Origin of the sequence: Croceicoccus sp. YJ47, from assembly GCF_016745095.1 — a bacterium.
In the GTDB taxonomy this organism is placed as follows: Bacteria; Pseudomonadota; Alphaproteobacteria; order Sphingomonadales; family Sphingomonadaceae; genus Croceicoccus.
The window spans coordinates 1,762,463-1,783,027 of the sequence record NZ_CP067087.1 but is presented as its reverse complement, the minus strand read 5'-3'; the positions used below and the strand labels follow the sequence as shown (position 1 = coordinate 1,783,027).

19 protein-coding genes are annotated in these 20,565 nt (G+C 64.9%); 6 read left to right on the top strand and 13 right to left on the bottom strand.

The window, feature by feature from the left end:
• The first annotated feature begins 45 nt into the window (after positions 1 to 45).
• The 4 genes from JD971_RS08750 to JD971_RS08735 all read left to right on the top strand — a co-directional run bounded on the left by JD971_RS08750 (position 46) and on the right by JD971_RS08735 (position 4,403).
• Positions 46 to 1,188 (top strand): acyltransferase, encoded by a 1,143-nt coding sequence (locus JD971_RS08750; RefSeq protein WP_202082674.1) that lies wholly within the window; start codon positions 46 to 48, stop codon positions 1,186 to 1,188.
• A 77-nt stretch (positions 1,189 to 1,265) separates the two neighbouring features.
• Positions 1,266 to 2,696 (top strand): O-antigen polymerase, encoded by a 1,431-nt coding sequence (locus JD971_RS08745; protein ID WP_202082672.1) that lies wholly within the window; start codon positions 1,266 to 1,268, stop codon positions 2,694 to 2,696.
• 10 nt (positions 2,697 to 2,706) lie between these two features.
• Positions 2,707 to 3,840 carry a glycosyltransferase gene (locus tag JD971_RS08740; RefSeq protein ID WP_202082670.1) on the top strand — a complete coding sequence of 378 codons (1,134 nt, stop codon included), beginning with the start codon at positions 2,707 to 2,709 and terminating at the stop codon, positions 3,838 to 3,840.
• Positions 3,837 to 4,403, top strand: a complete 567-nt coding sequence (locus JD971_RS08735) for a putative colanic acid biosynthesis acetyltransferase (protein WP_202082668.1) — start codon at positions 3,837 to 3,839, stop codon at positions 4,401 to 4,403. The genes JD971_RS08740 and JD971_RS08735 overlap by 4 nt, the downstream gene beginning before the upstream one ends.
• 9 nt (positions 4,404 to 4,412) lie before the next feature.
• On the opposite strand, the gene JD971_RS08730 is transcribed toward JD971_RS08735, so the two are convergent.
• The 11 genes from JD971_RS08730 to JD971_RS08680 all read right to left on the bottom strand — a co-directional run bounded on the left by JD971_RS08730 (position 4,413) and on the right by JD971_RS08680 (position 16,737).
• Positions 4,413 to 5,591 (bottom strand): hypothetical protein, encoded by a 1,179-nt coding sequence (locus JD971_RS08730; RefSeq protein WP_202082666.1) that lies wholly within the window; start codon positions 5,589 to 5,591, stop codon positions 4,413 to 4,415.
• Positions 5,575 to 7,779 carry a polysaccharide biosynthesis tyrosine autokinase gene (locus JD971_RS08725; RefSeq protein ID WP_202082664.1) on the bottom strand — a complete coding sequence of 735 codons (2,205 nt, stop codon included), beginning with the start codon at positions 7,777 to 7,779 and terminating at the stop codon, positions 5,575 to 5,577. Before JD971_RS08725 ends, JD971_RS08730 begins: the two co-directional genes overlap by 17 nt.
• A gap of 57 nt (positions 7,780 to 7,836) precedes the next feature.
• Positions 7,837 to 8,538, bottom strand: coding sequence for a polysaccharide biosynthesis/export family protein (locus JD971_RS08720; RefSeq protein ID WP_202082662.1), 702 nt, complete (start codon positions 8,536 to 8,538; stop codon positions 7,837 to 7,839).
• On the bottom strand, positions 8,535 to 8,804 hold the full coding sequence (locus JD971_RS08715; RefSeq protein ID WP_202082660.1) for a hypothetical protein: 270 nt from the start codon (positions 8,802 to 8,804) through the stop codon (positions 8,535 to 8,537). Before JD971_RS08715 ends, JD971_RS08720 begins: the two co-directional genes overlap by 4 nt.
• Before the next feature lie 33 nt (positions 8,805 to 8,837).
• A complete protein-coding gene (locus JD971_RS08710; RefSeq protein ID WP_202082658.1) occupies positions 8,838 to 9,896 on the bottom strand; it encodes an O-antigen ligase family protein in 1,059 nt (352 codons plus the stop codon).
• Between the two features lie 151 nt (positions 9,897 to 10,047).
• Positions 10,048 to 10,305 carry a hypothetical protein gene (locus JD971_RS08705; RefSeq protein ID WP_202082656.1) on the bottom strand — a complete coding sequence of 86 codons (258 nt, stop codon included), beginning with the start codon at positions 10,303 to 10,305 and terminating at the stop codon, positions 10,048 to 10,050.
• 270 nt (positions 10,306 to 10,575) lie between these two features.
• A complete protein-coding gene (locus JD971_RS08700; RefSeq protein ID WP_236672010.1) occupies positions 10,576 to 12,024 on the bottom strand; it encodes a sugar transferase in 1,449 nt (482 codons plus the stop codon).
• Between the two features lie 135 nt (positions 12,025 to 12,159).
• Positions 12,160 to 13,194, bottom strand: a complete 1,035-nt coding sequence (holA, locus tag JD971_RS08695; RefSeq protein ID WP_202082654.1) for a DNA polymerase III subunit delta — start codon at positions 13,192 to 13,194, stop codon at positions 12,160 to 12,162.
• A 30-nt stretch (positions 13,195 to 13,224) separates the two neighbouring features.
• The gene (gene lptE, locus JD971_RS08690; protein WP_371809748.1) at positions 13,225 to 13,740 is read right to left on the bottom strand and encodes an LPS assembly lipoprotein LptE; all 516 of its coding nucleotides are present in this window, start codon (positions 13,738 to 13,740) and stop codon (positions 13,225 to 13,227) included.
• Complete coding sequence (gene leuS / locus JD971_RS08685; RefSeq protein WP_202082650.1) at positions 13,740 to 16,265, bottom strand: leucine--tRNA ligase; 2,526 nt, start codon at positions 16,263 to 16,265, stop codon at positions 13,740 to 13,742. The genes lptE and leuS overlap by 1 nt, the downstream gene beginning before the upstream one ends.
• Before the next feature lie 19 nt (positions 16,266 to 16,284).
• Positions 16,285 to 16,737: a DUF3576 domain-containing protein gene (locus tag JD971_RS08680; RefSeq protein WP_202082648.1), complete on the bottom strand. Its 453-nt coding sequence runs from the start codon at positions 16,735 to 16,737 to the stop codon at positions 16,285 to 16,287.
• 375 nt (positions 16,738 to 17,112) lie between these two features.
• On the opposite strand from JD971_RS08680, the gene JD971_RS08675 reads away from it, so the two are divergent.
• Positions 17,113 to 17,967 carry a hypothetical protein gene (locus tag JD971_RS08675; protein ID WP_236672009.1) on the top strand — a complete coding sequence of 285 codons (855 nt, stop codon included), beginning with the start codon at positions 17,113 to 17,115 and terminating at the stop codon, positions 17,965 to 17,967.
• A gap of 126 nt (positions 17,968 to 18,093) precedes the next feature.
• Complete coding sequence (gene phbB / locus JD971_RS08670; protein ID WP_202082646.1) at positions 18,094 to 18,816, top strand: acetoacetyl-CoA reductase; 723 nt, start codon at positions 18,094 to 18,096, stop codon at positions 18,814 to 18,816.
• A 64-nt stretch (positions 18,817 to 18,880) separates the two neighbouring features.
• Here phbB and dut read toward each other — a convergent pair whose 3' ends face one another.
• Together dut and coaBC are read right to left on the bottom strand one after the other, a co-directional pair.
• Positions 18,881 to 19,327 carry a dUTP diphosphatase gene (gene dut, locus JD971_RS08665; protein ID WP_202082644.1) on the bottom strand — a complete coding sequence of 149 codons (447 nt, stop codon included), beginning with the start codon at positions 19,325 to 19,327 and terminating at the stop codon, positions 18,881 to 18,883.
• Positions 19,324 to 20,562: a bifunctional phosphopantothenoylcysteine decarboxylase/phosphopantothenate--cysteine ligase CoaBC gene (gene coaBC, locus JD971_RS08660; protein ID WP_202082642.1), complete on the bottom strand. Its 1,239-nt coding sequence runs from the start codon at positions 20,560 to 20,562 to the stop codon at positions 19,324 to 19,326. Before coaBC ends, dut begins: the two co-directional genes overlap by 4 nt.
• Positions 20,563 to 20,565 lie beyond the last annotated feature (3 nt).

Below are 20,565 nucleotides of genomic sequence, written 5' to 3'. Positions count from 1 at the left end.
ATGCCATTGAAACACGCCAAGAACATCATCGCCACGGCGGCCCCTGTGCAGAGCATTCCAGCGGCCAGCCGGGCCTATGACTGGATGGACGCGCTTCGCATGCTTGCGGCGGTCGTCGTTCTGCTGAACCATGTGCGTGACCTTTTATGGGTCGATTACAATGGCGAGCGGATCTGGGCGCCTGTCTATTTCATGGCCGGTTACGGGCACGAGGCGGTCATGATCTTCTTCGTCCTCAGCGGGTTCTGGATCACGGGCTCGGTCATGCGGCGGATCGACCGGCCCGATTTCTGGCAACGCTACATGCTCGACCGGTTGTCGCGGCTTTATGTCGTCCTGATCCCCGCGCTGCTGCTGGGCGGGGTGCTCGATTACGTCGGGTCCGTGGTGATGAACTGGCCGCTCTATTCCGGCGAATCGGGCGCGCATACGGTGGAAATGGCCGTCCGGGACAGGCTCGGGCTCGGCACGTTGCTCATCAATCTCGCCTTTCTTCAGGGGCTCGTGGGGCCGACCTTCGGATCGAACGGTCCATTGTGGAGCCTCGCCTATGAATTCTGGTTCTATGCGTGGTTTCCGGCGATCGCGTTCGTCATCGTCCAACGGCGCTTTACGCTGATTGCCGTGTCCCTGCTGCTGGCGTGGTTCTATCCGCAGGTCACGCTCGGTTTCATGAGCTGGCTGATGGGCACCGCGCTTTATTTCGCGATCATCCGCTATCAATCGGTCATGGACCGGATCGGGGCGAAGCCGAAACGCTGGCTGGCCGGGATGTTGCTCCTCAACCTGGTGGTGCTTCTCTACACGCGCACGGTGGCGGGGGCGGCCTCCGATCTTTTGGTGGCCGTGTGCTTTACCGGTCTGCTTTTCGTGGCGATCTCGGCCACGCACTGGCTGCCGTCGGCGCCGCGCTTTCTCGTATTGCTGGGCAAGCAGGGCAGCTTCTCGCTCTACGCCATCCATTTTCCCATCGCGATCTTCGTGTGTTCGGCATTGCTGGCCATGCTGGGGGGGGAGCGTCTGCAACCCTCGTTCGCATCGCTTGGCGCCATGGTCGCGATCATGGTAACGATCGTGGGAATCGCATATTATTTTGCGAAGCTGACAGAGGCGCGAACCCCGCTCTACCGCGATCGGGCGACGCGATCCTTCGCACGTTTCTACCCCACGCGCAGCGATGGGGCGTGACAATGGCATAGCAGCGCAGCAAACGGGTCGATGGATGGAATGGTCGGCCCGCGCCGATCGCGAAGAACGGGATACCGATGTTTACCTATGACCTTCTTCTGGGCGTCAATGTCGCGGTCTTTGCCGTCGTCGCCATTCTCTACCTTCGCCATGCAAGCGCGTCGCTGCTGCATCCCGGCGCGATATATCTTGCCTTTCACGGCCTGATCTTCGTTGTCCGTCCGATCCTGTCCCGGATCTACGACTATAATTTCGTGTATAATCTCTACGAATACATGCCGAGCTGGTCCGACCGGATCACCGTCATACTCGCGGCCAATCTCGGTTTCTTCTGCTTCATGGGCACCTCGCTCAAGATCGCGGGACAACCGATGGAATTCCGGCAGGACCAGTTCGATTTCCGTCAGCGCGACCTGCTGATCCTACCGTTCCTGATCGTGGCCGCGCTCATCGGGCCGATCGCGCTCTATTCGACGCTGTCCACGTGGGGCACCGCCGCATCCGATGCATCGACCATGGTCCGCGACGCCACCACCAAGGTGATGATCAACACCGAGAGCAACGGCTATTTCTATCAGATTCAGACCGCGCTGGCGTCGCTCACGGCGATATTCGCGTGGTTGTTCCGGTTTCGTCTGTGGTCGCTCATCCCGTTCGGCATTTTCTTCTTGTTGAGCGCGGGCACCGGCGGTCGCGGCACGTTCGTGTTCGGCGCGATCCTGCTCACCATGCTGTTCCTGTACGACACGCACCGCCGCTGGCCCGAATGGCGCAGTGCCGTGCTCGCGATTCTGGTCGCCGCCGCCTTTGTCACCGTGGTCGCCGACCGCGGCAAGGCCGTGCGCTCGCTCTTCATCGACGATTCCGCCGAAGTCTATGAAGAGACGGACAATCTCGCCCCGCTCGAGGGGATGGATCTCGCGAACATGGAATATTTCGAGTTCATCGTCTGGGCCATTCCGCAGCGGACCGGAACCTACGATTACTTCCTCGGCAATCTGCAGCTGTTCACCGAACCGATCCCGCGCGTCCTGTGGGAAGGAAAGCCCGCCGGCGCCCCGGTCACGCTTTTCAACCTGTTCGATTACGGCAATCCCATCGGCATGACCGCGTCGCTGCCGGGCGGCGGCTGGTACTCGCTCGGCTATATCGGCGTCATCATTCAATGCGTCCTGTTCGCGCTGTTCTACGGGTGGCTCTATCGCATCCTGATGCGGGGGAAGCAGAGCAATCTCATGGTGCTGACCTATTGCGTGGTGCTCGCCAATACGATCGTGACCTATCGCGATGGCGGCCTTCTGACCATCGTGCGGCAGACCTCGTTCTACCTTTTGCCGGTCGCGGGGCTGTGGGTCATGGCCAAGGCCTACAACATCCCCTCGGCGCAGAAGCTGCGGCAGCGCTGGATCGACCGGATGCAGGCCCGAGAGAGCGGCATCGTTCCGGAGACGCAGATGTCCCCCGCCGACCGCCGCAAGGCGCGCGCGGCCTTGGCCGCGGGCAACTGAGGCGATGGCGATGCAGGGACCCCTTGCCGGTCGCACCATCGGCCTTCTCTCCCCTTGGGCCTCGCGGCTCGGCGGCGGCGTGTTCGAGGCGGTCGTCGCGCATTCCGAAATGCTGCGGGAGGCGGGTGCGCGCGTGCACGTCTTCGCGCTTGCGGACCGGCATAGCGAGGAAGATCGCGGCCGTTTCCACCCCGATACCATCGTCCACACCGTCGCCGGGCGCGGTCCGGGGGCCATCGGCTATGCCCCCACGCTCATCGATACGATGCTGTCCGCGCCGCTCGACCTGCTGCACCTCCACGGGATCTGGCAATATGCGTCCTATGCCGGGCAACGCTGGGCCGCGAAGACGGGGCGCCCCTATGTAATCTCGCCGCATGGCATGCTCGACCCGTGGATCGTGGCGCGCGGCAAGGCGAAGAAGGCGGCGGCCCGGCTGGTCTATGAACGGCGCAGCTGGAAGCGGGCCAGCGTGCTTCACGCGCTCACCGGGAGCGAAGCAGCCGACATCGCGCGGGAGGCGGGCCGGCGCGACAGCATCGTCATTCCCAATGCGGGCCCCGCCCCCGGCCCGATGCCGACGGAGGGGCGCGCGCCCGCAATCGGTTATATCGGGCGCATTCATCCCAAAAAGAACATCGCGGCGCTGGTCGAGGCGTGGCACCGGCTCGACGGCGAAGGGCGGCTGCCGTCCGATGCGCGGCTCACCATTGCCGGCTGGGGCGCGGAGGAGGATGTCGCCGCGTTGAAGAGCTTGCTCAAAAAAGGAAGTGACACGGCGCAATTCGTCGGTCCCGTCTTCGGGGCGGAGAAGGAAAGGATCCTCCACGGCTCCCGCTTCATCGCCCTGCCATCGCATAGCGAAGGTTTGCCGATGGCCATGCTCGAAGCGTGGGCCGTCCCGACCCCCACGATCATGACCACGAATTGCAACCTTCCCGAAGGATTCGCCGCCGGTGCCGCGCTCGATTGCGGGGTCGCGGTGGACACGATCGCGGCGACGCTGTATCGCGCGCTCACCATGGACGACAGCGCCTGGCTGGCGATGGCGGGCGCCGCGCGTGACTTGATGGAGGGGGCGTTTTCCGCCGCCACCGTCCGCGCGCGCTGGTCCGACGCCTATCTGGAGCTGATCGAAGCATGACCCCACTCGACGCGGGCACGGCCAAGCCGATGGAGGGGGGGCCGAGTTTCTCGCTCGGCAACCGGATCTTCCGCGTGCTGTGGGGGCTGAGCTGGCTTCTGCTCGCGCGCTGGACCCCGCCGCCGCTGCACAAATGGCGCCGGCTCGTCCTGCGCGCATTCGGCGCCGACATCAGCGGCAACGCCCGCATCTATGGCAGCGTGTCGATCTGGCATCCCGGCAATCTTTCCATCGGCGGACATGCCGTCATCGGACCCGGCGTGCGCCTCTATAATCAGGGGCATATCCGCATCGGCGAACGCTCGATCATTTCACAGCGCAGCCATATCTGCGCCAGCACGCACGACGTCCGCGACCCGGAATTTCAGCTTCAGCTGCGCCCCATCACGATCGGGCGCGAATGCTGGGTCGCGGCGGAAGCCTTCGTCGGTCCCGGCGTCACCATGGGCGACGAGGCCGTTCTGGGCGCGCGCGGCGTGTTGATGCGGGATGCCGAGCCGAACATGATCTATCGCGGCAACCCCGCCGAACCGGTGCGCACACGCGATCTTCGCCGCGCCTGATCGCGCCGCTCAATCGGCAATCGCGACGGATTTCAAGGTCACCGGCCCATTGCCCGGCGCGAGCCAGACATTCAGATTGCCGAATGCGCATTGCGGCGACAGAGTGACACGCGTCCCCCCGATTGCCGGACGCGACGGTCCGCCACAATCATAGCTGATGCCGATGCGGTCGCTCGCGTCGCCGTCGGCGTCGGTCGCGGTCCAGCGTATGGTGGCCTGCGGTTCCGCAATCCGGATCGGCTGGAACAGGACGCGTTTCGTATTCGGGCCGGACAATTCGATACGCAGCCCGGCATCGGCGCCATCCTTCGCCAATCGGACATTGCCATCGGGCACCGCACGCCAGCCGAGCGGATCCCGCTGGCTCGACAGGTCGAATTGCCGGAACTGCGAATCCTGGACCCGGTTGGCGGCGTCGGCACGCTCGCAATGCGCGAACCAGACCGCCTGCGCGTCATCGAACAGCGATTCCCGCACGAGCCTGTCGGTCATGGCGGTCACGGTCCCACAACCGAGCGGCTTCAGCCCGGCATCCGGCATCGCGGCGAGCAGACGCGCACGCGAACGCACGACCTCCGTATCGGTCGTCTCCCCGGGCTGAAGATAGGTGCGGGTCCAGTCCGGCCGAAACGCGAGCCGCTCCGCCAGCGCCGCACGCCCGGTCGCGTTCTCCTCGAACGGACCGAGGATGCGGGACATGAGCGGCAGGCTCGGATGCGCGCGGAGCAGGGCATCGGCGCGGAGCGAGGCAAGATCCCAATCCCCCGTCAGGCGGGCATATTCGAGCCAGTAGATCTGCGTCGCCTCGTCGCGCCAGCCGAATTGCGCCGCGACGCGAAACGCCGAACTTGCCGCCTCGGCCTGTCCGTCGACATAAAGCGCACTGCCCAGCAAGGACGACGCATCGGGGTCGATCGGGTCGGTCGCCACCGCGCGCCGCGCGGCTGCGATGGCAGCAGGCAAATTCTCCTGCGCCAGTGCCAGCCGCGCGGCTGCCGCATGGGCGTGGGCGCGAAACGGACCGGGGACGAGACGCTCTGCCACCGCGGTTTTCGCGGCGGCGCGGTCGAACGCGCTCCCCCATGCCGCAACGCCGTAGACGAGCAGACCCGCGACCGCGGCCCAGGCCGCGATCCGGCCCGAAACGCTCGCCCCGCGTTGAGCCGTGCGATCAGGCCGGGCTGGCATTTTCGTCGGAGGTGTATCGATAATAATCGTACCCGTAATAGGCCGAATAGCCGTGGCCTGCCTGGCTGGGATCGAACTTGGTCATCACCGCGCCGAGGATGTGGGGGTGATATTGCTGAAGCCGGCGGAGCGCCACCTTCATCATGCCGCGACGGCTGCGCGCCGATTCGACGACGAAGATGACCCCATCGGCCAGCGCGGCCATGGTCGGCGCATCGGCGAGACCGAGGACCGGCGGGCTGTCGATGATCATGCAATCATATTGCGCCGACAGCTCCTCGAGGATCGAGGCGAAGCGATTGGAGGCCAGCAGCTCGGTCGGGCTGGGCGGTGTCGGCCCGGAGGCGATCACGGAAAATTCCTCGTTCGCCGCGCGCTGTACCACCGATTGGGCCGGCGCATTCGAGGTCAGCAGATCGGACAGGCCGCGGTCGTTGGCGATGCCATAGCGGCGGTGCGCCGTCGGGCGGCGCATGTCGCCGTCGATGAGCAGGGCGCGCTTGCCCATTTTGGCGATCGCGCGGGCGATGGCATAGCTCGTCGTCGACTTGCCTTCCGAGGTCTGCGTCGAGGTGACGAGCACGACTTTCGGCAAACCTTGCGGCGTGGCGTAGAGCAGCGACCCGCGAAGCGAGTTATACGCCTCCGAAACCGCGGATTTGGGATCGGCCAGTTCCTCCATCGGATTGTCGTCTTCGGAATAGGGAATGACGCCGAGCAGCGGCATCCCGATCTTCTCGCTCACATCTTCGGGGACGCGGATCACGTCGTCGAGCTGATCGCGCAGGAAGACCACCGCGAACGCCAGCACCAGACCGAGCACGAGCCCGATCAGGATATTGTGAATGAGATTGGGCGCGGACGGCGATTGCGGCGTTTCGGCCCGGTCGATGATCGACAGATTGCTCGCCGCGATGCCGGCCGACGCGTTGAGCTCGCGATAACGCTGCAGCAGCCCGTCGTAGATCGAGCGGTTCGTGTCCGCCTCCCGCGCGAGCGTGTTGTACCGCACCGAACGGTCCTGCTCCGCCAGCGTATCGCCGGTCAGGCCCGCGACCTGCGATTCAAGTTCGTTCTGCGCGGCCACGGCGGCCTGATAATCGGAGCGGAGCGAGTTGCGGACCGAGTTCGCGGTCTGCGTCAGCTGCGTCTCGGTCGCGCTCAACTGCCCTTTCAGCTCGCGCACCACCGGGTGATCGGCGAGGTAGCGCGACTGCGCTGCGGCAAGCTCGGTCTGCAGGCGCGAACGCTGCGTCATGAGCGATTGCACGGTCGGATTGGCGAGCACCGTCGGCGAGGACAGCAAGGGCTGCGCCTGCTCGGCCTGCCACGCGGCCTCGGCCTGCGCGCGATTGGCACGCGCGGCATTGGCCGCCTCGTTGAGCTGCGAAAGGCTTGCGGAGGTCACCGACCCGTCCGAGGTGGAGCCGCCCCCCTCGCCGCTGCTCGAACTGTCGCGCGTGCGGATGAGACCGGCCTCGCGCGCATAGGCGTTCAACTCGCGCTCCGAACTTTCGAGCCGGGCGCGGGCATCCTGCAGCTGCTCCTCGATGAAATTGCGCGCATAGGACGAGCTGTCGTAGCGCCGCTGCAGGTTGGCCTGGATGAATTCCTCGGCATAGGCGTTGGCGACCTGCGCGGAGATTTCGGGATCCGTGCTGGTGAAGGTAATCTCCGCGATCCGCGTCTGGCGCGGCAGGCTGCTCCTCATGTTCCCCTGAAGCAGGGCGACGACGAGGTTCTCACGCTGCTGCTCGGTGGCGCCTTCGCCGATCGACTCGACTTCCATCGCATTGTAGAAACGCTCGTCCGCAAACAGGTTCAGCCGGCGTCCGACCCGAAGCGCAAGACCGCGGCTGCGCAGGATTTCGAGCTGGGTATTCAGGAAACGGTCGACGTCCCACCCGGTATTGGCGGTGCTGTCGCTGTCCATTTCCTCGCCGAGCACGCTCTCGCTCTGATCGTTGATCTGCACCGTGGAGGTCGCGGTGTAGCTCGGCGTCTGCAGCAAGGTGACGAGGACCGCCGCCGCGATCGAGATCGCGAGAAGCGCGACGATGAACCACAGCCGCCGGCGCACCAGCGCAAAGATATAGCGCATGCTCTGATCGAGGCTGGAACGCTCGTCACTGGACGGCGGCATCGAATCATACTGGCGATCGGTCGTGGGCAGCGCGGTTGTAGCCAATGTTATTACCTTGATCCTAGCGTTGGTTGCAGGCGCGCGAACGGGCGAAGGCGTCCGTTAAAGGAATGTGAAGACGTTGAAGAGCGGCGCGGCGCGCAGGATATCCTGATACGCCTGACGTGTGCGGGACAGGCCGACCACGATGACGTCGCCGGGCAGGACCTGCGGATCGGCGGCCTTGCCGGCCCGGATCTGCGCGAGGTCGAACCGGCCCGCGGCGCGGCGCCCGTCAATGTCGCGGAAGATCAGGATCTCGTCGAGCTTGGCCGTCTCGCTCGGGCTCTGTGCCAGCGCGATCGCGGACAGGAGCGTGTAGTTCGGCCGGATTTCATAGACGCCCGGCTGCTCCACATCGCCTTCGACCGACACCGTGCGGGCAATCGCCTCGCGCAGCGTCACGGTCACCTGCGGATCGCGCAAATAGCGGCGACCGAGCATCTGCGTGACCTGATCGCTCAGCGTGGCGGGCGAAACGCCGGCGGCGCGCACCTCCCCGACGAGCGGAAGGGCGATATTGCCGGACGCATCGACGAGGATGTTCTGCGTGCTGAATTCCTCTTCGCGGAACACGCGAATGTCGATCCGGTCACCGGGCTGCAGCACGTAGGAGGGCGGATACGCCTCCGCCGCGGACACGGCGATCGCCTCGTAGGCGGCCGGGCCGGCGGGGGCATCGCTCGAAACCGTTTTCTGACACCCCGCGACCGCCAGTGAACACAGGAGCAGGAAACTCGCGGCGGCGCGATGCAGCATATTCATTCCTCGGTCTCATTTACGCCGGATGCGGACCGATGACCAGCCGGCGGCAGCAAGATCGCGATTGCAAAGGAGAAAAGGCATGCAATCGAAAGTGTGCGAAGGGGATAGTCCACGATGGAATGCAGGGCAACGACTATAATAGTCAGCGCGGCAAAGGTGGAATGCGAGCCAGGGATTGCCGAATCGGATCGTGCGCGAAGGAAAAGCGCCACGACGATCGCGGCAAAGGCGGCCAGCACGATCAATCCGGGCAGCCCCGCCTCCATCGCGAGTTCGAGATAGTCGTTATGCGCGCGATCTTACCGGGTCCGGTCCACGAACTCCAGCCGTTCCACCGCGATCAGCAGCGGCACGAAGCTGCCCTGCCCGCCGCCCCATGGCCAGACCTGCCCGATGGCGAACCAGCTGTCGGCCCAGATGTTGAAGCGTTGCTCACCCGCGAAATCGAACCGGTCCGCCACGCGCGACAGGCCGCCAAGCGTGCTCGTGAACGCGGCCACGATGGCGAGCACGCCGACACCGGCCAAGGCCATGACCCGGCCCCGCACCGAAAAGCCGCTGCGTGCCGTTGTCTTGCGCGACATTCCGGAACGCCGCCGGGCCGCCGCGGTCACGGCGAGGATCAGCGCCACGAGCAGCGCAATGGCGAGCCCTGCGCGCGACCCGGTCATGGCCACGGCCACAAGGATGACGAACGCGACAATCCCCACGAACCATGCGCGCAGCGGCGGTTCGATCCCCTCGATGCGGCGCGCGATCGGCGAACGTCCCATCGCAAACGCCACCCAGCTTACCAGCAGGATGGTAAGGACATCGGCCTGCGCGTTACGATTGGCCTGAAACCCGACGAGCCAGCCCGAATTGCTTTCCGCGTAGAGGCGAAATGCATCGGATCCGGAACCCGCGGCGACCTGCGCCACACCGACAAGCAGCGAGATCATGCCGATGACGACGATCGTCACGCCGCCATACACACGCTTTTCGGGCGGCAGCGACGACACCATCAGCAGGACCATCGCAGGCGGCAGCAGCGAAAGCAGCGACGCCAGGGTCCGTGCCGGGCTGAGCGCGACGGGGCGCCAGCTTTCTTCGAGCCCGACCAGCGTCAGCGCGTCGATCTGCGACTGTCGCCCCGGCAGCATGTGCCAGATCGCGGGCGGAAGCGGGATGAGATAAAGGACGGGAATCGCGGCGGTCAGTGCGACGAGAACCCACGCCATGCGCGGCGGCCTCTTGCCCGTGGGAAGCTGCAGGAAGAATACGATGCCTTCCACCGCAGCGGTCAATTGCACCAGCAACCCGGTCAGGGGCGCGGGCGCCCCGCCACCGCCGAACACGATAGCCACGGCAATGAGCACGCAAGCCGCAATGGCCAGCCTGCTTCGCAGCGCCCTTTCCGTAATTGTGCCTCGATCCCTGCTCATACCGATTCGCCGTCCGGACCGCGTATCAAAAAAGGCCCCATCACCAAGATGGGGCCTTTCATGTCATTCAACGACGTCGCTGAAATCAGCCGTCGCTGTCGTTGTCATCATCGTCGGCAATGACGACGACAGTCGCGATGATCGCAGCCGCGCCGAGGAGAATCGGCAGAAGGCCGAGGCCGATCAGCTCGTTGTCGTCATCGCTCTTCTGCGACGAACGGGTCACGCTTTCCGATGCTGCGGGCATGGCGGCACCCGAACGGGTCGCCTGCGCCTGAGCAACGCCGGAGAGCGAAAGACTGGCTACTGCTGCGGTTGCGAGCGCCTTTTTCACAAAGTTCATGGTTAATCTCCTAATTAATGTCCTACGCAATTAAACTTAGGAGCGCAGTTCCTACTTCTTGTTCCTTTTACGGCATCACGAGCACGACCACAAGGGTATTTTTGCACTTGCGAAGACGCATGGAGCGAACCTGGTATTCTCGATGGGTCCGGAATATCGAGCGCCGCACCACTCCCTTAAGGAGGGAATGAGCGCGGGCGCCCTGTGTTCCTATAATTGCATCATTTCCGGAAAAAGCTTTAGCCTAAGCAGCTTATGGCCCGATCTGGATCAGAATGCGCGATCGTGGACCAGCACGCGCAGTGTCGCGAAGGCAATGGAAATATCGCGCCAAAGTGACCAGCCATCGACATATTGCAGGTCGGATTGCAGGCGATTCGTCAAATCGCCCTCGGTATCCGTTGCACCGCGAAAACCACGAACCTGCGCCAGCCCGGTCAACCCGGGCTTCAGCGCGTGCCGCTGCCAGTAACGCGAATCGACTTCCCAGAACAGCTTCTCGCCCGCCTGCGAGCCCAGCGCGTGTGGACGCGGGCCGACGATGCTCATGCTCCCGCCGAGCACGTTGAAAAGCTGCGGCACCTCGTCGAGCGAGGTCCGGCGCAGGATGCGACCCACGCGCGTGATGCGATCGTCGTCCTTCGACGCGGACCGGTTGCCGTCATTGTCCGTGCGTTCGACCCGCATCGAGCGGAACTTGTAGATCGAGAACAGCTGGTTGGCGCAGCCCATCCGCTTCTGCAGAAAGAAAATCGGCCCCCGATCCTCGATCCAGATGGCAAGCGCGATCATGAGAAGAAGCGGCGAGAGCAGGACCACCGCCGGCCCGGCAATGGCAAGATCGAGGGCGCGCTTCATCGTCTGCGATCGCACGCCGAGCGGGCGCCGGGCGACATGGAGAACGCCGTGCTGATCGCGGCTATACGCCCCGATCGCGCCGAGCTTGCGCACCGCGTCATCGAGAATTTCGCCCTCCACCGAAAGGCATTTGAGCGCGAGGGCCCAATCCCCGCAGCGATCCGGCGCGCAGGAAATCAGCACGCGGTCCATATTGCGGAACATGCGGCCGATGCGCTCGATCGCCTCCGGATTGCTCAGATCCGGGCGCAGGCCAAAGCGCCCGGCGTCGAAATAGAATGCGTTTTCATCCTCGATCGTCGGCCCGCCATCGTAAACGATCAGGAAATTCTCGGCCACCGGCCCGCAGATCCTGGTCGCCAGAATGCGGATCTGGTCACGCATGAACAGAATGCCCACGATCGAGAAGGCGAGCGCAAGCCCCATCACCGCGCGGGAGAATTGCGCCCCCGATTTGGTCAGGAAGGCCACGAACGCAATGATCGCCGCCGCAACCAGCAGCGCCCCGATCGCGCGCGTCACGGAAAACGCGGGCCGGCGCAGCGCATTGATGGAATAGCTGCTGTTATAGAGACCGATGGTGAGGAAAACCGGGATGATGAGTTGCAACTGCATCATCGCTTCGGGCGAAACGAAGGAACCGAGATAGACGAACCCCGCCGTCATGTAACCGAACACGACCGCGGCAATATCGCCGAGCACGAACATCAGGTAGCACTGGAGGCGCCGCTTTTCGAGCGAGGGGATGCGCGCCAGACGTGCCGGCGTCATCGGCTCGCGCCTGCGGCTGGACACCGTCGCCTTGGTCGCATCGCCATCCGCGCCAAGCTCGGCGCCCTGTACTGTGGAATCGAGCATCATGGCATGATCCCGTCCTGGGTTCGTCGTCTCGCGGATCGACCCGAGACGCTTGGGTCATTTATGTTGCATAGCAGCATATAGGCCGCGAACCCCAAAGTGGCAAACATTTAGCTAACGCAGCATGCGTGAAATTATTTATGTTCTATTTTGAAACGCGGCGCGGGCGATGTTTGTGCATGCGATCCGGAAATTAAGTTCCGCAGCGGCGCTATCTTTCAACAATTGCCGATGCAGATCGACCAGCCGCGTACAGAGCCGCGCCAGCCGAGGCCCGCGCCAACGCGCCAGCTGGTCCGCGATCGCGGGCTTGTCGCGAAAGAAAACATCCGGTTGCTGCCCGACGAACGCCGCGGCGTCGGGCCGGTTCCCCATGCGCGCCGACAGGGTGCTGAGCTGCGAAGCGCGGCGCTCCATCGCCAGCACCGCGCCGACCGGGTTCAGCGAAAGCTGCACGAAGCGCGACAACTCATCGGGCAATCGGCGCAGATCGCCCGACAGCACCGCATCGACCAGCGGGTTAAGATTATCGTCCTCGGTTTCCGCGCCGATCGCGTCGATGTCCGCCGCTTCGACCGTGCGCGGCGCTTCCGGCGCGGCATCGAGATAGAGCGCCAGCTTCGCGATCTCCGAGCCCGCCATGCGCGTGTCGAGACCGACCGACCCCGCAATCCGCTGCGCCAGGTCCGAGCCCATCCGCAGGCCGGCGGCATCGGCCATCTGCCGCACGTCCGTCGTTACCGAGCGCAGGTCGGGCGGATAGAACATCGCGACCAGCGCATCGTCCCGCTTTTCCAGCAATTTGGCACTGCGCGATTTGTCCGTCGCCCCCGATGCCAGGATCAGGACGGGCCAGCCATCGGCGACAGCCTCGCTCTCGGTCAGGATTTTCAGCGCGTCGAGCGCCTCTTCCCCCTGCGCACGCACGACGATATGCCGCGCATCGCCGAACAGCGACGTCGAGCGAGTCTCATCCGCCAGCCGCACCGGATCGCGGCGCAATTCGGCGCCGCCGATTTCGACACGCTCCCCCGCCCTTTCACCCAGCAGGGTGACGATCCGGGTTGCCGCGGCATGCGCGCCGGATTCGTCCGGTCCGCAGAAAAAGAAGATTTTCGCCGCCTGCGCCGCCCGCGGGGCGATTTGCCCGAAATTGCTGTTCTTCGCCTTCATGTCGGTGGGGCCTTCACCGCGCCGTCTCCGTCACCGGGTCGCGGCGCCGCGACCACCGCGCAATTTGAGCGCGAGCGTCGCCACGATCCGGTCCGCCACCACCTGCGTCAGGTTTTCGAGCGCGCTCTGCTCCGCCGCGATGGTGGCATATTCGCTCGACACGACATCGACGCCCGCGTCGGAACCGGAGGTGGTGTCGAGCACGACTTCGCCGCTGGCAATGTCGACCAGCCGGTACCGCGCGCGCAAGGTGCGGCGCTCGCGGCCGATGGTGTCATCCTTCAACAGCCCCAACCCTTCGAGCCGGTTGTCGAGCCGCACGTCGAGCCGATAGCGCGCCGCGCCGCCGCGATCCGCCCCCGCACCCAGCCGCTCGATCAGGGCGTCGCGCATCAGCCAGCCGGATTGCCCCTCGATCGGGGCGACGGCGATGTCGGACAGGCCGGACGCGACCGCCCCGTTGCCGCCGCCGGCATAGACCGGCTGCAACCCGCATCCGCTCAGCGAGCCCGCCGCCAGCGCGAGGAGAAGAGCCGCCGCGCGCATCATACGACCAGATTGACCAGCCGGTCGGGCACCACGATCACCTTGCGGATTTCCGCCCCGTCGAGATTGCGCTGCACCTTCTCGCTTTCGAGCGCGAGCCGCTCCAGCTCGTGCTTGGGCAAGCCCTTCGCCACGGTCAGCGTATCGCGCAGCTTGCCCTTGATCTGCACGGCGATGGTGACCTCGTCCTCGATCAGCAGGCTCTCGTCCACATCCGGCCAGGGCGCATCGGCGATCAGCCCGTCGGCGCCGCTGCGCGACCAGGCTTCCTCGCACAGATGGGGCATCATCGGGCTGGCGAGATGCATCAGGGCGCGAATGGCATCGTTGCGGCTGGCCGATGGCGCCGCCTTTTCGGTCGCATTGGTCAGCTCGTAAATCCGCGCCACCGCCTTGTTGAAGGACAAGGCCTCGATATCCTCGCCAACCGCGGCGATGGCCTGGTGCGTCTTGCGGGCGAGCGGCTTGTCCTCGCCCGTGGCGGCATCGTCGATCTGTCCGAACAGGCGCCACAGACGCTGTACGAAGCGGCCACAGCCCTCGATGCCCGCCTCGCTCCACGGCAGGTCGCGTTCGGGCGGGCTGTCGGAGAGCATGAACCAGCGCACCGCATCGGCGCCATATTGCGCGATGATCTCGTCCGGGTCGACGACGTTCTTCTTCGACTTCGACATCTTGATGACGCGGCCGATGTCGACCGTGCCGCCGTCGTCCTTCAACGTGGCGCTCTCTGCCGCACGGCTGATTTCCGACGGCGCGTAATAGACCGGCTGCCCGTTGGGACCGGTGCGCGAGTAGGTCTCGTGCGTCACCATGCCTTGCGTGAACAATTGCCGGAACGGTTCGGCGACGTCGATCATGCCGATATGTTTCAGTGCCCGCGTCCAGAACCGCGCATAGAGCAGGTGCAGGATCGCATGCTCGATCCCGCCGATATACTGATCGACCGGCAACCATGCGGAAATTTCCGCCGGATCGAACGGCCGGTCGGCAGGCTGGCTCGCAAAGCGCAGGAAATACCAGCTGGAATCGACGAAAGTGTCGAGCGTGTCGGTCTCCCGCTCCGCCTTGCCGCCGCATTTCGGGCAATCGGCATGCTTCCACGTCGCGTGCCGTTCGAGCGGATTGCCCGGCGTCTGAAAATCGACATCCTCGGGGAGCGTGATCGGCAGGCTGTCCAATGGCGCAGGCACCACGCCGCAATCCGCGCAATGGATGAACGGGATCGGCGTGCCCCAGTAACGCTGACGGCTCACGCCCCAGTCGCGCAGGCGCCACACGGTCTTGCCTTCGCCCCACGTGCCTTTTTGCGCGCGGGCGATCACCTCTGCCTTGGCATCGGCGACGCTCATGCCGTCGAGGAAATCGGAATGGACGATGACGCCCTCGCCCGCCTCGGCCTCCCCGGCGAAAGGCTTGTCCGCCTCCTCCGCGCTGGCGGCGACGACACGCCGGATCGGCAGGCCGTATTTGGTCGCGAATTCGAAGTCGCGGCTGTCATGGCCGGGCACGCCCATCACCGCGCCGGTGCCGTAATCCATCAACACGAAATTGGCGATATAGACCGGCAATTCCTCACCCGTGAACGGGTGAGCGGAGCGAAGGCCCGTATCGTATCCCAGCTTCTCCGCCGTCTCCAGCTCCGCCGCGGTGGTGCCGCCGGCGCGGCACGTCTCGATAAAGGCGGCCGCCTCGCCCGACGTGTCGGCAAGTGCGCGGGCAATCGGATGCTCGGCCGCGATGGCGATGAAGCTGGCGCCGAAGATCGTGTCGGGCCGGGTCGAGTAGACCTCGATCTCCTCGTCGAAATTGCTGCCCTTGAAATGGAATTGCAGGCCCTGCGACTTGCCGATCCAGTTCTCCTGCATCAGCCGCACCTTGTCCGGCCACATGTCGAGATTGCCAAGACCGTCGAGCAATTCGTCGGCAAATTGCGTGATCTTCAAGAACCACTGCGACAGCTTGCGCTTTTCCACCAAGGCGCCCGAACGCCAGCCGCGCCCGTCGATCACCTGCTCATTCGCGAGCACGGTCATGTCGACCGGATCCCAGTTGACCGCGCTTTCCTTGCGATAGACCAGCCCCGCCTCGTAAAGCGCGAGGAACAGCGCCTGCTCATGCCCGTAATATTCGGGATCGCAGGTGGCGAATTCGCGCGTCCAGTCGAGCGCGAAGCCCAGCCGTTTGAGCTGCGCCTTCATGTTGGAGATATTCTCGCGGGTCCATCCGCCGGGGTGCACGCCCTTTTCCATGGCGGCGTTCTCGGCCGGCATGCCGAACGCGTCCCAGCCCATCGGGTGCAGCACTTCGTGCCCCGTCGCTTTTTTATACCGCGCGAGCACGTCGCCCATCGTGTAATTGCGGACATGCCCGATATGGATGCGCCCGGACGGGTAGGGAAACATCTCCAGCACATAGCTTTTGGGCTTCGCGCTCGCCGAATCGGCGCGGAAGGTTTCCGCATCGTCCCACGCGCGCTGCCAGCGCCCGTCAGCCTGCGACGGATCGAAACGCTCTTCGCTCATGCCTCGCGTATCCCCCGGATCAGCCGATCACCGCGTTGCGGCGCAATTCGCGGGCGCGGGTGAGGATGATGTCCTCCAGCTTCTGCACCGTGGCGGCCTGTACCGGCGCATCGACCCATCCGCCGCCCTGCGCGACCTGCCGGCTGGCCGCGACGCGCAGCGCATCGGCGCGCAAGTCGGTGTCGAGGATGCTGACCGTCATCTTCATGCGTTCTACCGGATTTTCGGGATTGCTGAACCAGTCGGTCACGATGACCCCGCCCGCGCTGTCGGCCTGCACCAACGGCATGAAGGACAGCGTGTCGAGGCTGGCGCGCCACAGATAGCTGTTGACGCCGATGGTCGCGACCTGCGCGGCGGCGGCTTCGGTCTGCACGCGTTCGGACCCGCCGCACCCGGACAATCCGGACAGGGCGGCCAGCCCTGCGATAGCGGCAGAAACAGTGGAAAAGCGGGGGCGTTGACCGGTCATTGCGGGACTTTCGTTCGTCGATTCGCCCGCCGGGGCGAACGCATCTGGCACAAGGGATCGGCCCGCGCCGCGATGGGCGGGCCACATGTTTCGCGCGCTCTATCACCGTGCGCGCCTCGGCGGCAAGTTTTTGCACGCACGCCATCGATGCCCGATCCGGCGTGAACGAAGGCCGAACCGCGTGCCCCATGACGACGCGGCTGTCGATTCGATGCAACAGTCGGTCAGGGAACTGTCATCCAACTTACGCATTCGGTTGGCAGTGCGCCCTTCGACAGGTTATGCATGCATGTCGCCGTACCCTGCAATCGGGTCATGACGGCGAAAGCTTTCCAGTGTATAAGGAAGGCGTGTGAGATTCAGGGGATCACGACTGTGGCGTCGCAAGGTACGAAATTCGGCACGAAACGGTGGGGCATTGCCCTGCTGGCGGGTGCTGCGTTCGTCGCGGCCCTGCCCAGTGCGGTCGCCGCCGCCAGCAATGGCCTGATCGATACGGCGGACGCAGAATCGATGGCCGGGCGCATTCTTTCGGTGGGCTCCGACGGGCTTGCCGCTTTCACCCCGTCTTCCGCGGATCCCCGCCTGCTCGCACGGTTGAGCAGCGCGCAGGGCGACGCGCAGGACAACAGCGGCATTTTCCGTTTCACCCCCGCCGGCGCGAAGAAAACGGGCAAGCGCGCCGTGACGGTCGCCGTACGGGTCAACACCGATACGGTCCGCGCCATTTCCATGCGCGCCGGTGCGGTCGGCGGATCGGACGCCGGTCGCGGCGCGTCGATACCCAGCATTTCGCCTGTCGCCTTCAACTTGGGCATGGCGCGCGGTTATCAGGGTTTTGGCGTCGAGCGCGGCGAATCGAACACGATCGGCCGTGCCGGATCGGGCGCGGGCATTGCGGGAAGCGCGAACCGCACGCTGACCCTGCCGGGCGAGGTTCGCAAGCTCGACATGCCCGACCTGTCCAGCTTTACCCCGTCGAAGGCAAAGCCCAGCCGGTTCAGCGCCACGGTCAATCTCGACGAGAGGCAGTTCCCGGTCGATACGGTCCGGGGCGGCGAAACCGGGTCCGACGTGTCTGTCGATGTCGGCGGCGCCTATCGCGTGGCCCGCAATTTGAAGGTTACCGCCGGCCTTCGCTACTCCGCCGACCGCAACCGGATCGCCCCGCTCACGGATGAGGAGCAGGACGCGCAGGCCGTCTATGTCGGGACGCAGTTCCGCTTCTGATTCCTGCCGCAGATGCGTGGCCGAATTGCTGCATTGCCATAGTTTCGATCCGACCGAATAAGAGGTTGTGACCGTCCGCCGCTATCCCTAACCTTTTGAAGAGGAGAGCAGGCGGAAAGGATGTTCATGTCGAAAATTGCAGTGGTTACGGGCGGAACACGTGGCATTGGCGAAGGGATCAGCCTCGCCCTGCGCGAGATGGGATGCACGGTTGTCGCCAACTACGCCGGCAATGACGAAAAGGCGAAAGCGTTCAGCGAGCGCACCGGAATCAAGACGGCCAAGTTCGACGTCGGCGATCACCACGCGGTGATGGAAGGTTGCGGCCAGATCGCCGAGGATGTCGGCCCCATCGACATTGTCGTCAACAATGCCGGCATCACCCGCGACGGGGTCCTGCACAAGATGACGTGGGACGACTGGAACGAGGTGATGCGGATCAATCTCGGCGGTTGCTTCAACATGGCGAAGGCCACGTTCCCCGGCATGCGCGAACGCAAATGGGGCCGCATCGTGAATATCGGGTCGGTCAATGGCCAGGCCGGACAATACGGGCAGGTCAACTATGCCGCGGCGAAATCCGGCATTCACGGCTTTACCAAGGCGCTGGCGCAGGAAGGCGCGAAATATGGCGTGACGGTCAACGCCATCGCGCCGGGTTATATCGACACCGACATGGTGGCGGCGGTGCCGGAACCCGTGCTGGAAAAGATCATCGCGAAAATCCCGGTCGGACGGCTGGGCCATGCGGACGAAATCGCGCGCGGCGTCGCGTTCTTCTGTTCCGAGGATGCGACCTTCGTGACCGGCTCCACGCTCAGCATCAATGGCGGGCAACACATGTATTGATCGAATCGCCTGCGATTCGCATCGGGCGGTCCGTTCTCTTGCGAACGGGCCGCCCTTTTTCGTATCAATCCCGCCCGGTCGATCCGAAGCCGGCCGCACCGCGAAGGGTGTCCGACAATGCGTCGGCTTCCTCGATTCCGACGCGGCGCACGTCGGCGATGACCGCCTGGGCGATCCGGTCGCCATGCGCGATCGTGAATGCCGCATCGCCGAGATTGTGCAGTCCCACCATCACCACGCCGCGATAATCCTCGTCGACCGTGCCGGGGCTGTTGGGCACGATGATCCGGTGCTTGAGCGCCATGCCCGACCGCGGGCGGATCTGCATTTCCGTCCCGCGTGGCAGTTCCACGCGAAACCCGGTCGACACCAAAGCCAGTTCGCCGGGCGCCAGCGTCACCGCACCGTCGGGCAAAAACGCGCGCAGATCCATGCCCGCCGCCCCCGCACTCGCATAATGGGGGAGCGGGAGATCATTGCCCTCCACCCGGCTGAAACGCACCGTGGTCATGGCCTGTCCTTCTTGTCGAGCGTGTCCGCCATGCGCGTCACCAGCGCGCGGGCGACCGCATCCTTCGCCATGGCATTCCAGCTTTCGGTGCCGTGGGCGTCGATGACATGCACGGCATTCGCATCGCCGCCCATCACGTCGCCCGACACGTCGTTGGCCACGATCCAGTCCACCTGTTTTGCGCGGCGTTTCGCCTCCGCATGGGCGAGCACGTCCTGCGTTTCGGCGGCAAACCCGACGAGCAGCGCGGGCCGCCGATCCGACTGGGCGAGCATGCGCAGAATATCGGGATTCTGTTCGAGCGCGAGGGGAGGAATCTGCCCCGACCCGTCCTTCTTGATCTTCTGATCGCGCACATCGGCGGCGCGCCAGTCGGCGACCGCGGCGACCATCACCGCGACATCGGCGGGCAGCGCGTCGTCCACCGCGGCCTGCATCTCCCGCGCGCTTTCCACGTCGATCCGGTCCACGCCCGGCGGCGTCGCCAGCGTGACCGGCCCGGCGACCAGCGTGACGCGCGCGCCCATCGCGGCGGCGGCGGCGGCAATGGCAAAGCCCTGCTTTCCGCTCGACCGGTTGGCGATGTAGCGGACCGGGTCGATCGCCTCGTGCGTCGGACCTGCCGTGACGAGCACATGGCGCCCGAACAGCCGGCGATGTGCCGTGGCGGAAAAATCGGGCTGTCCGGCAAGCGGATCGGTGCCGTTGTCGAGCGTTTCGCGAATCGCCCCGAATATCGCATCCGGCTCGGGCAGGCGCCCCGGCCCGTATTCGCCGCAGGCCATCGCGCCCTCGTCCGGCTCCATCACGGCGATGCCATCGGCGCGCAGCCGGGCGACATTGCGCTGCGTCGCGGGATGCTGCCACATGCGCACGTTCATCGCCGGCGCGATCAGCACCGGTTTATCCGTGGCAAGCAGCAGCGTCGTTGCCAGATCGTCGGCGATGCCCGCCGCCATCTTCGCCATGAGATCGGCGGTGGCGGGGCACACCACGACGAGATCGGCCTGCCGCGAAAGCTGGATATGCCCCATCTCGGTCTCGTTCTTGAGATCCCAGAGCGTGGTGTGCACCACATTTTCGCTCAAGGCCGCGAGCGTCATCGCGGTGACGAAATGCGCGCCCCCCTCGGTCAGCACGCAGGTCACCTCGCCCCCGCCCTTGCGGATGAGCCGGACGAGTTCGCACGATTTATAGGCCGCGATCCCGCCGCCGATGATCAGCAATATCTTCATGCC

Coding starts and splice junctions, on each gene's coding strand:
- JD971_RS08740 (WP_202082670.1), top strand. CDS start 2,707: ATGCAGGGACCCCTTGCCGGTCGCACCATCGGCCTTCTCTCCCCTTGG.
- JD971_RS08730 (WP_202082666.1), bottom strand. CDS start 5,591: ATGCCAGCCCGGCCTGATCGCACGGCTCAACGCGGGGCGAGCGTTTCG.
- dut (WP_202082644.1), bottom strand. CDS start 19,327: ATGACCACGGTGCGTTTCAGCCGGGTGGAGGGCAATGATCTCCCGCTC.
- JD971_RS08680 (WP_202082648.1), bottom strand. CDS start 16,737: ATGACCGGTCAACGCCCCCGCTTTTCCACTGTTTCTGCCGCTATCGCA.
- coaBC (WP_202082642.1), bottom strand. CDS start 20,562: ATGAAGATATTGCTGATCATCGGCGGCGGGATCGCGGCCTATAAATCG.
- JD971_RS08715 (WP_202082660.1), bottom strand. CDS start 8,804: ATGGAGGCGGGGCTGCCCGGATTGATCGTGCTGGCCGCCTTTGCCGCG.
- phbB (WP_202082646.1), top strand. CDS start 18,094: ATGTCGAAAATTGCAGTGGTTACGGGCGGAACACGTGGCATTGGCGAA.
- holA (WP_202082654.1), bottom strand. CDS start 13,194: ATGAAGGCGAAGAACAGCAATTTCGGGCAAATCGCCCCGCGGGCGGCG.
- JD971_RS08735 (WP_202082668.1), top strand. CDS start 3,837: ATGACCCCACTCGACGCGGGCACGGCCAAGCCGATGGAGGGGGGGCCG.
- lptE (WP_371809748.1), bottom strand. CDS start 13,740: ATGCGCGCGGCGGCTCTTCTCCTCGCGCTGGCGGCGGGCTCGCTGAGC.
- JD971_RS08705 (WP_202082656.1), bottom strand. CDS start 10,305: ATGAACTTTGTGAAAAAGGCGCTCGCAACCGCAGCAGTAGCCAGTCTT.
- JD971_RS08700 (WP_236672010.1), bottom strand. CDS start 12,024: ATGATGCTCGATTCCACAGTACAGGGCGCCGAGCTTGGCGCGGATGGC.
- JD971_RS08720 (WP_202082662.1), bottom strand. CDS start 8,538: ATGAATATGCTGCATCGCGCCGCCGCGAGTTTCCTGCTCCTGTGTTCA.
- JD971_RS08745 (WP_202082672.1), top strand. CDS start 1,266: ATGTTTACCTATGACCTTCTTCTGGGCGTCAATGTCGCGGTCTTTGCC.
- leuS (WP_202082650.1), bottom strand. CDS start 16,265: ATGAGCGAAGAGCGTTTCGATCCGTCGCAGGCTGACGGGCGCTGGCAG.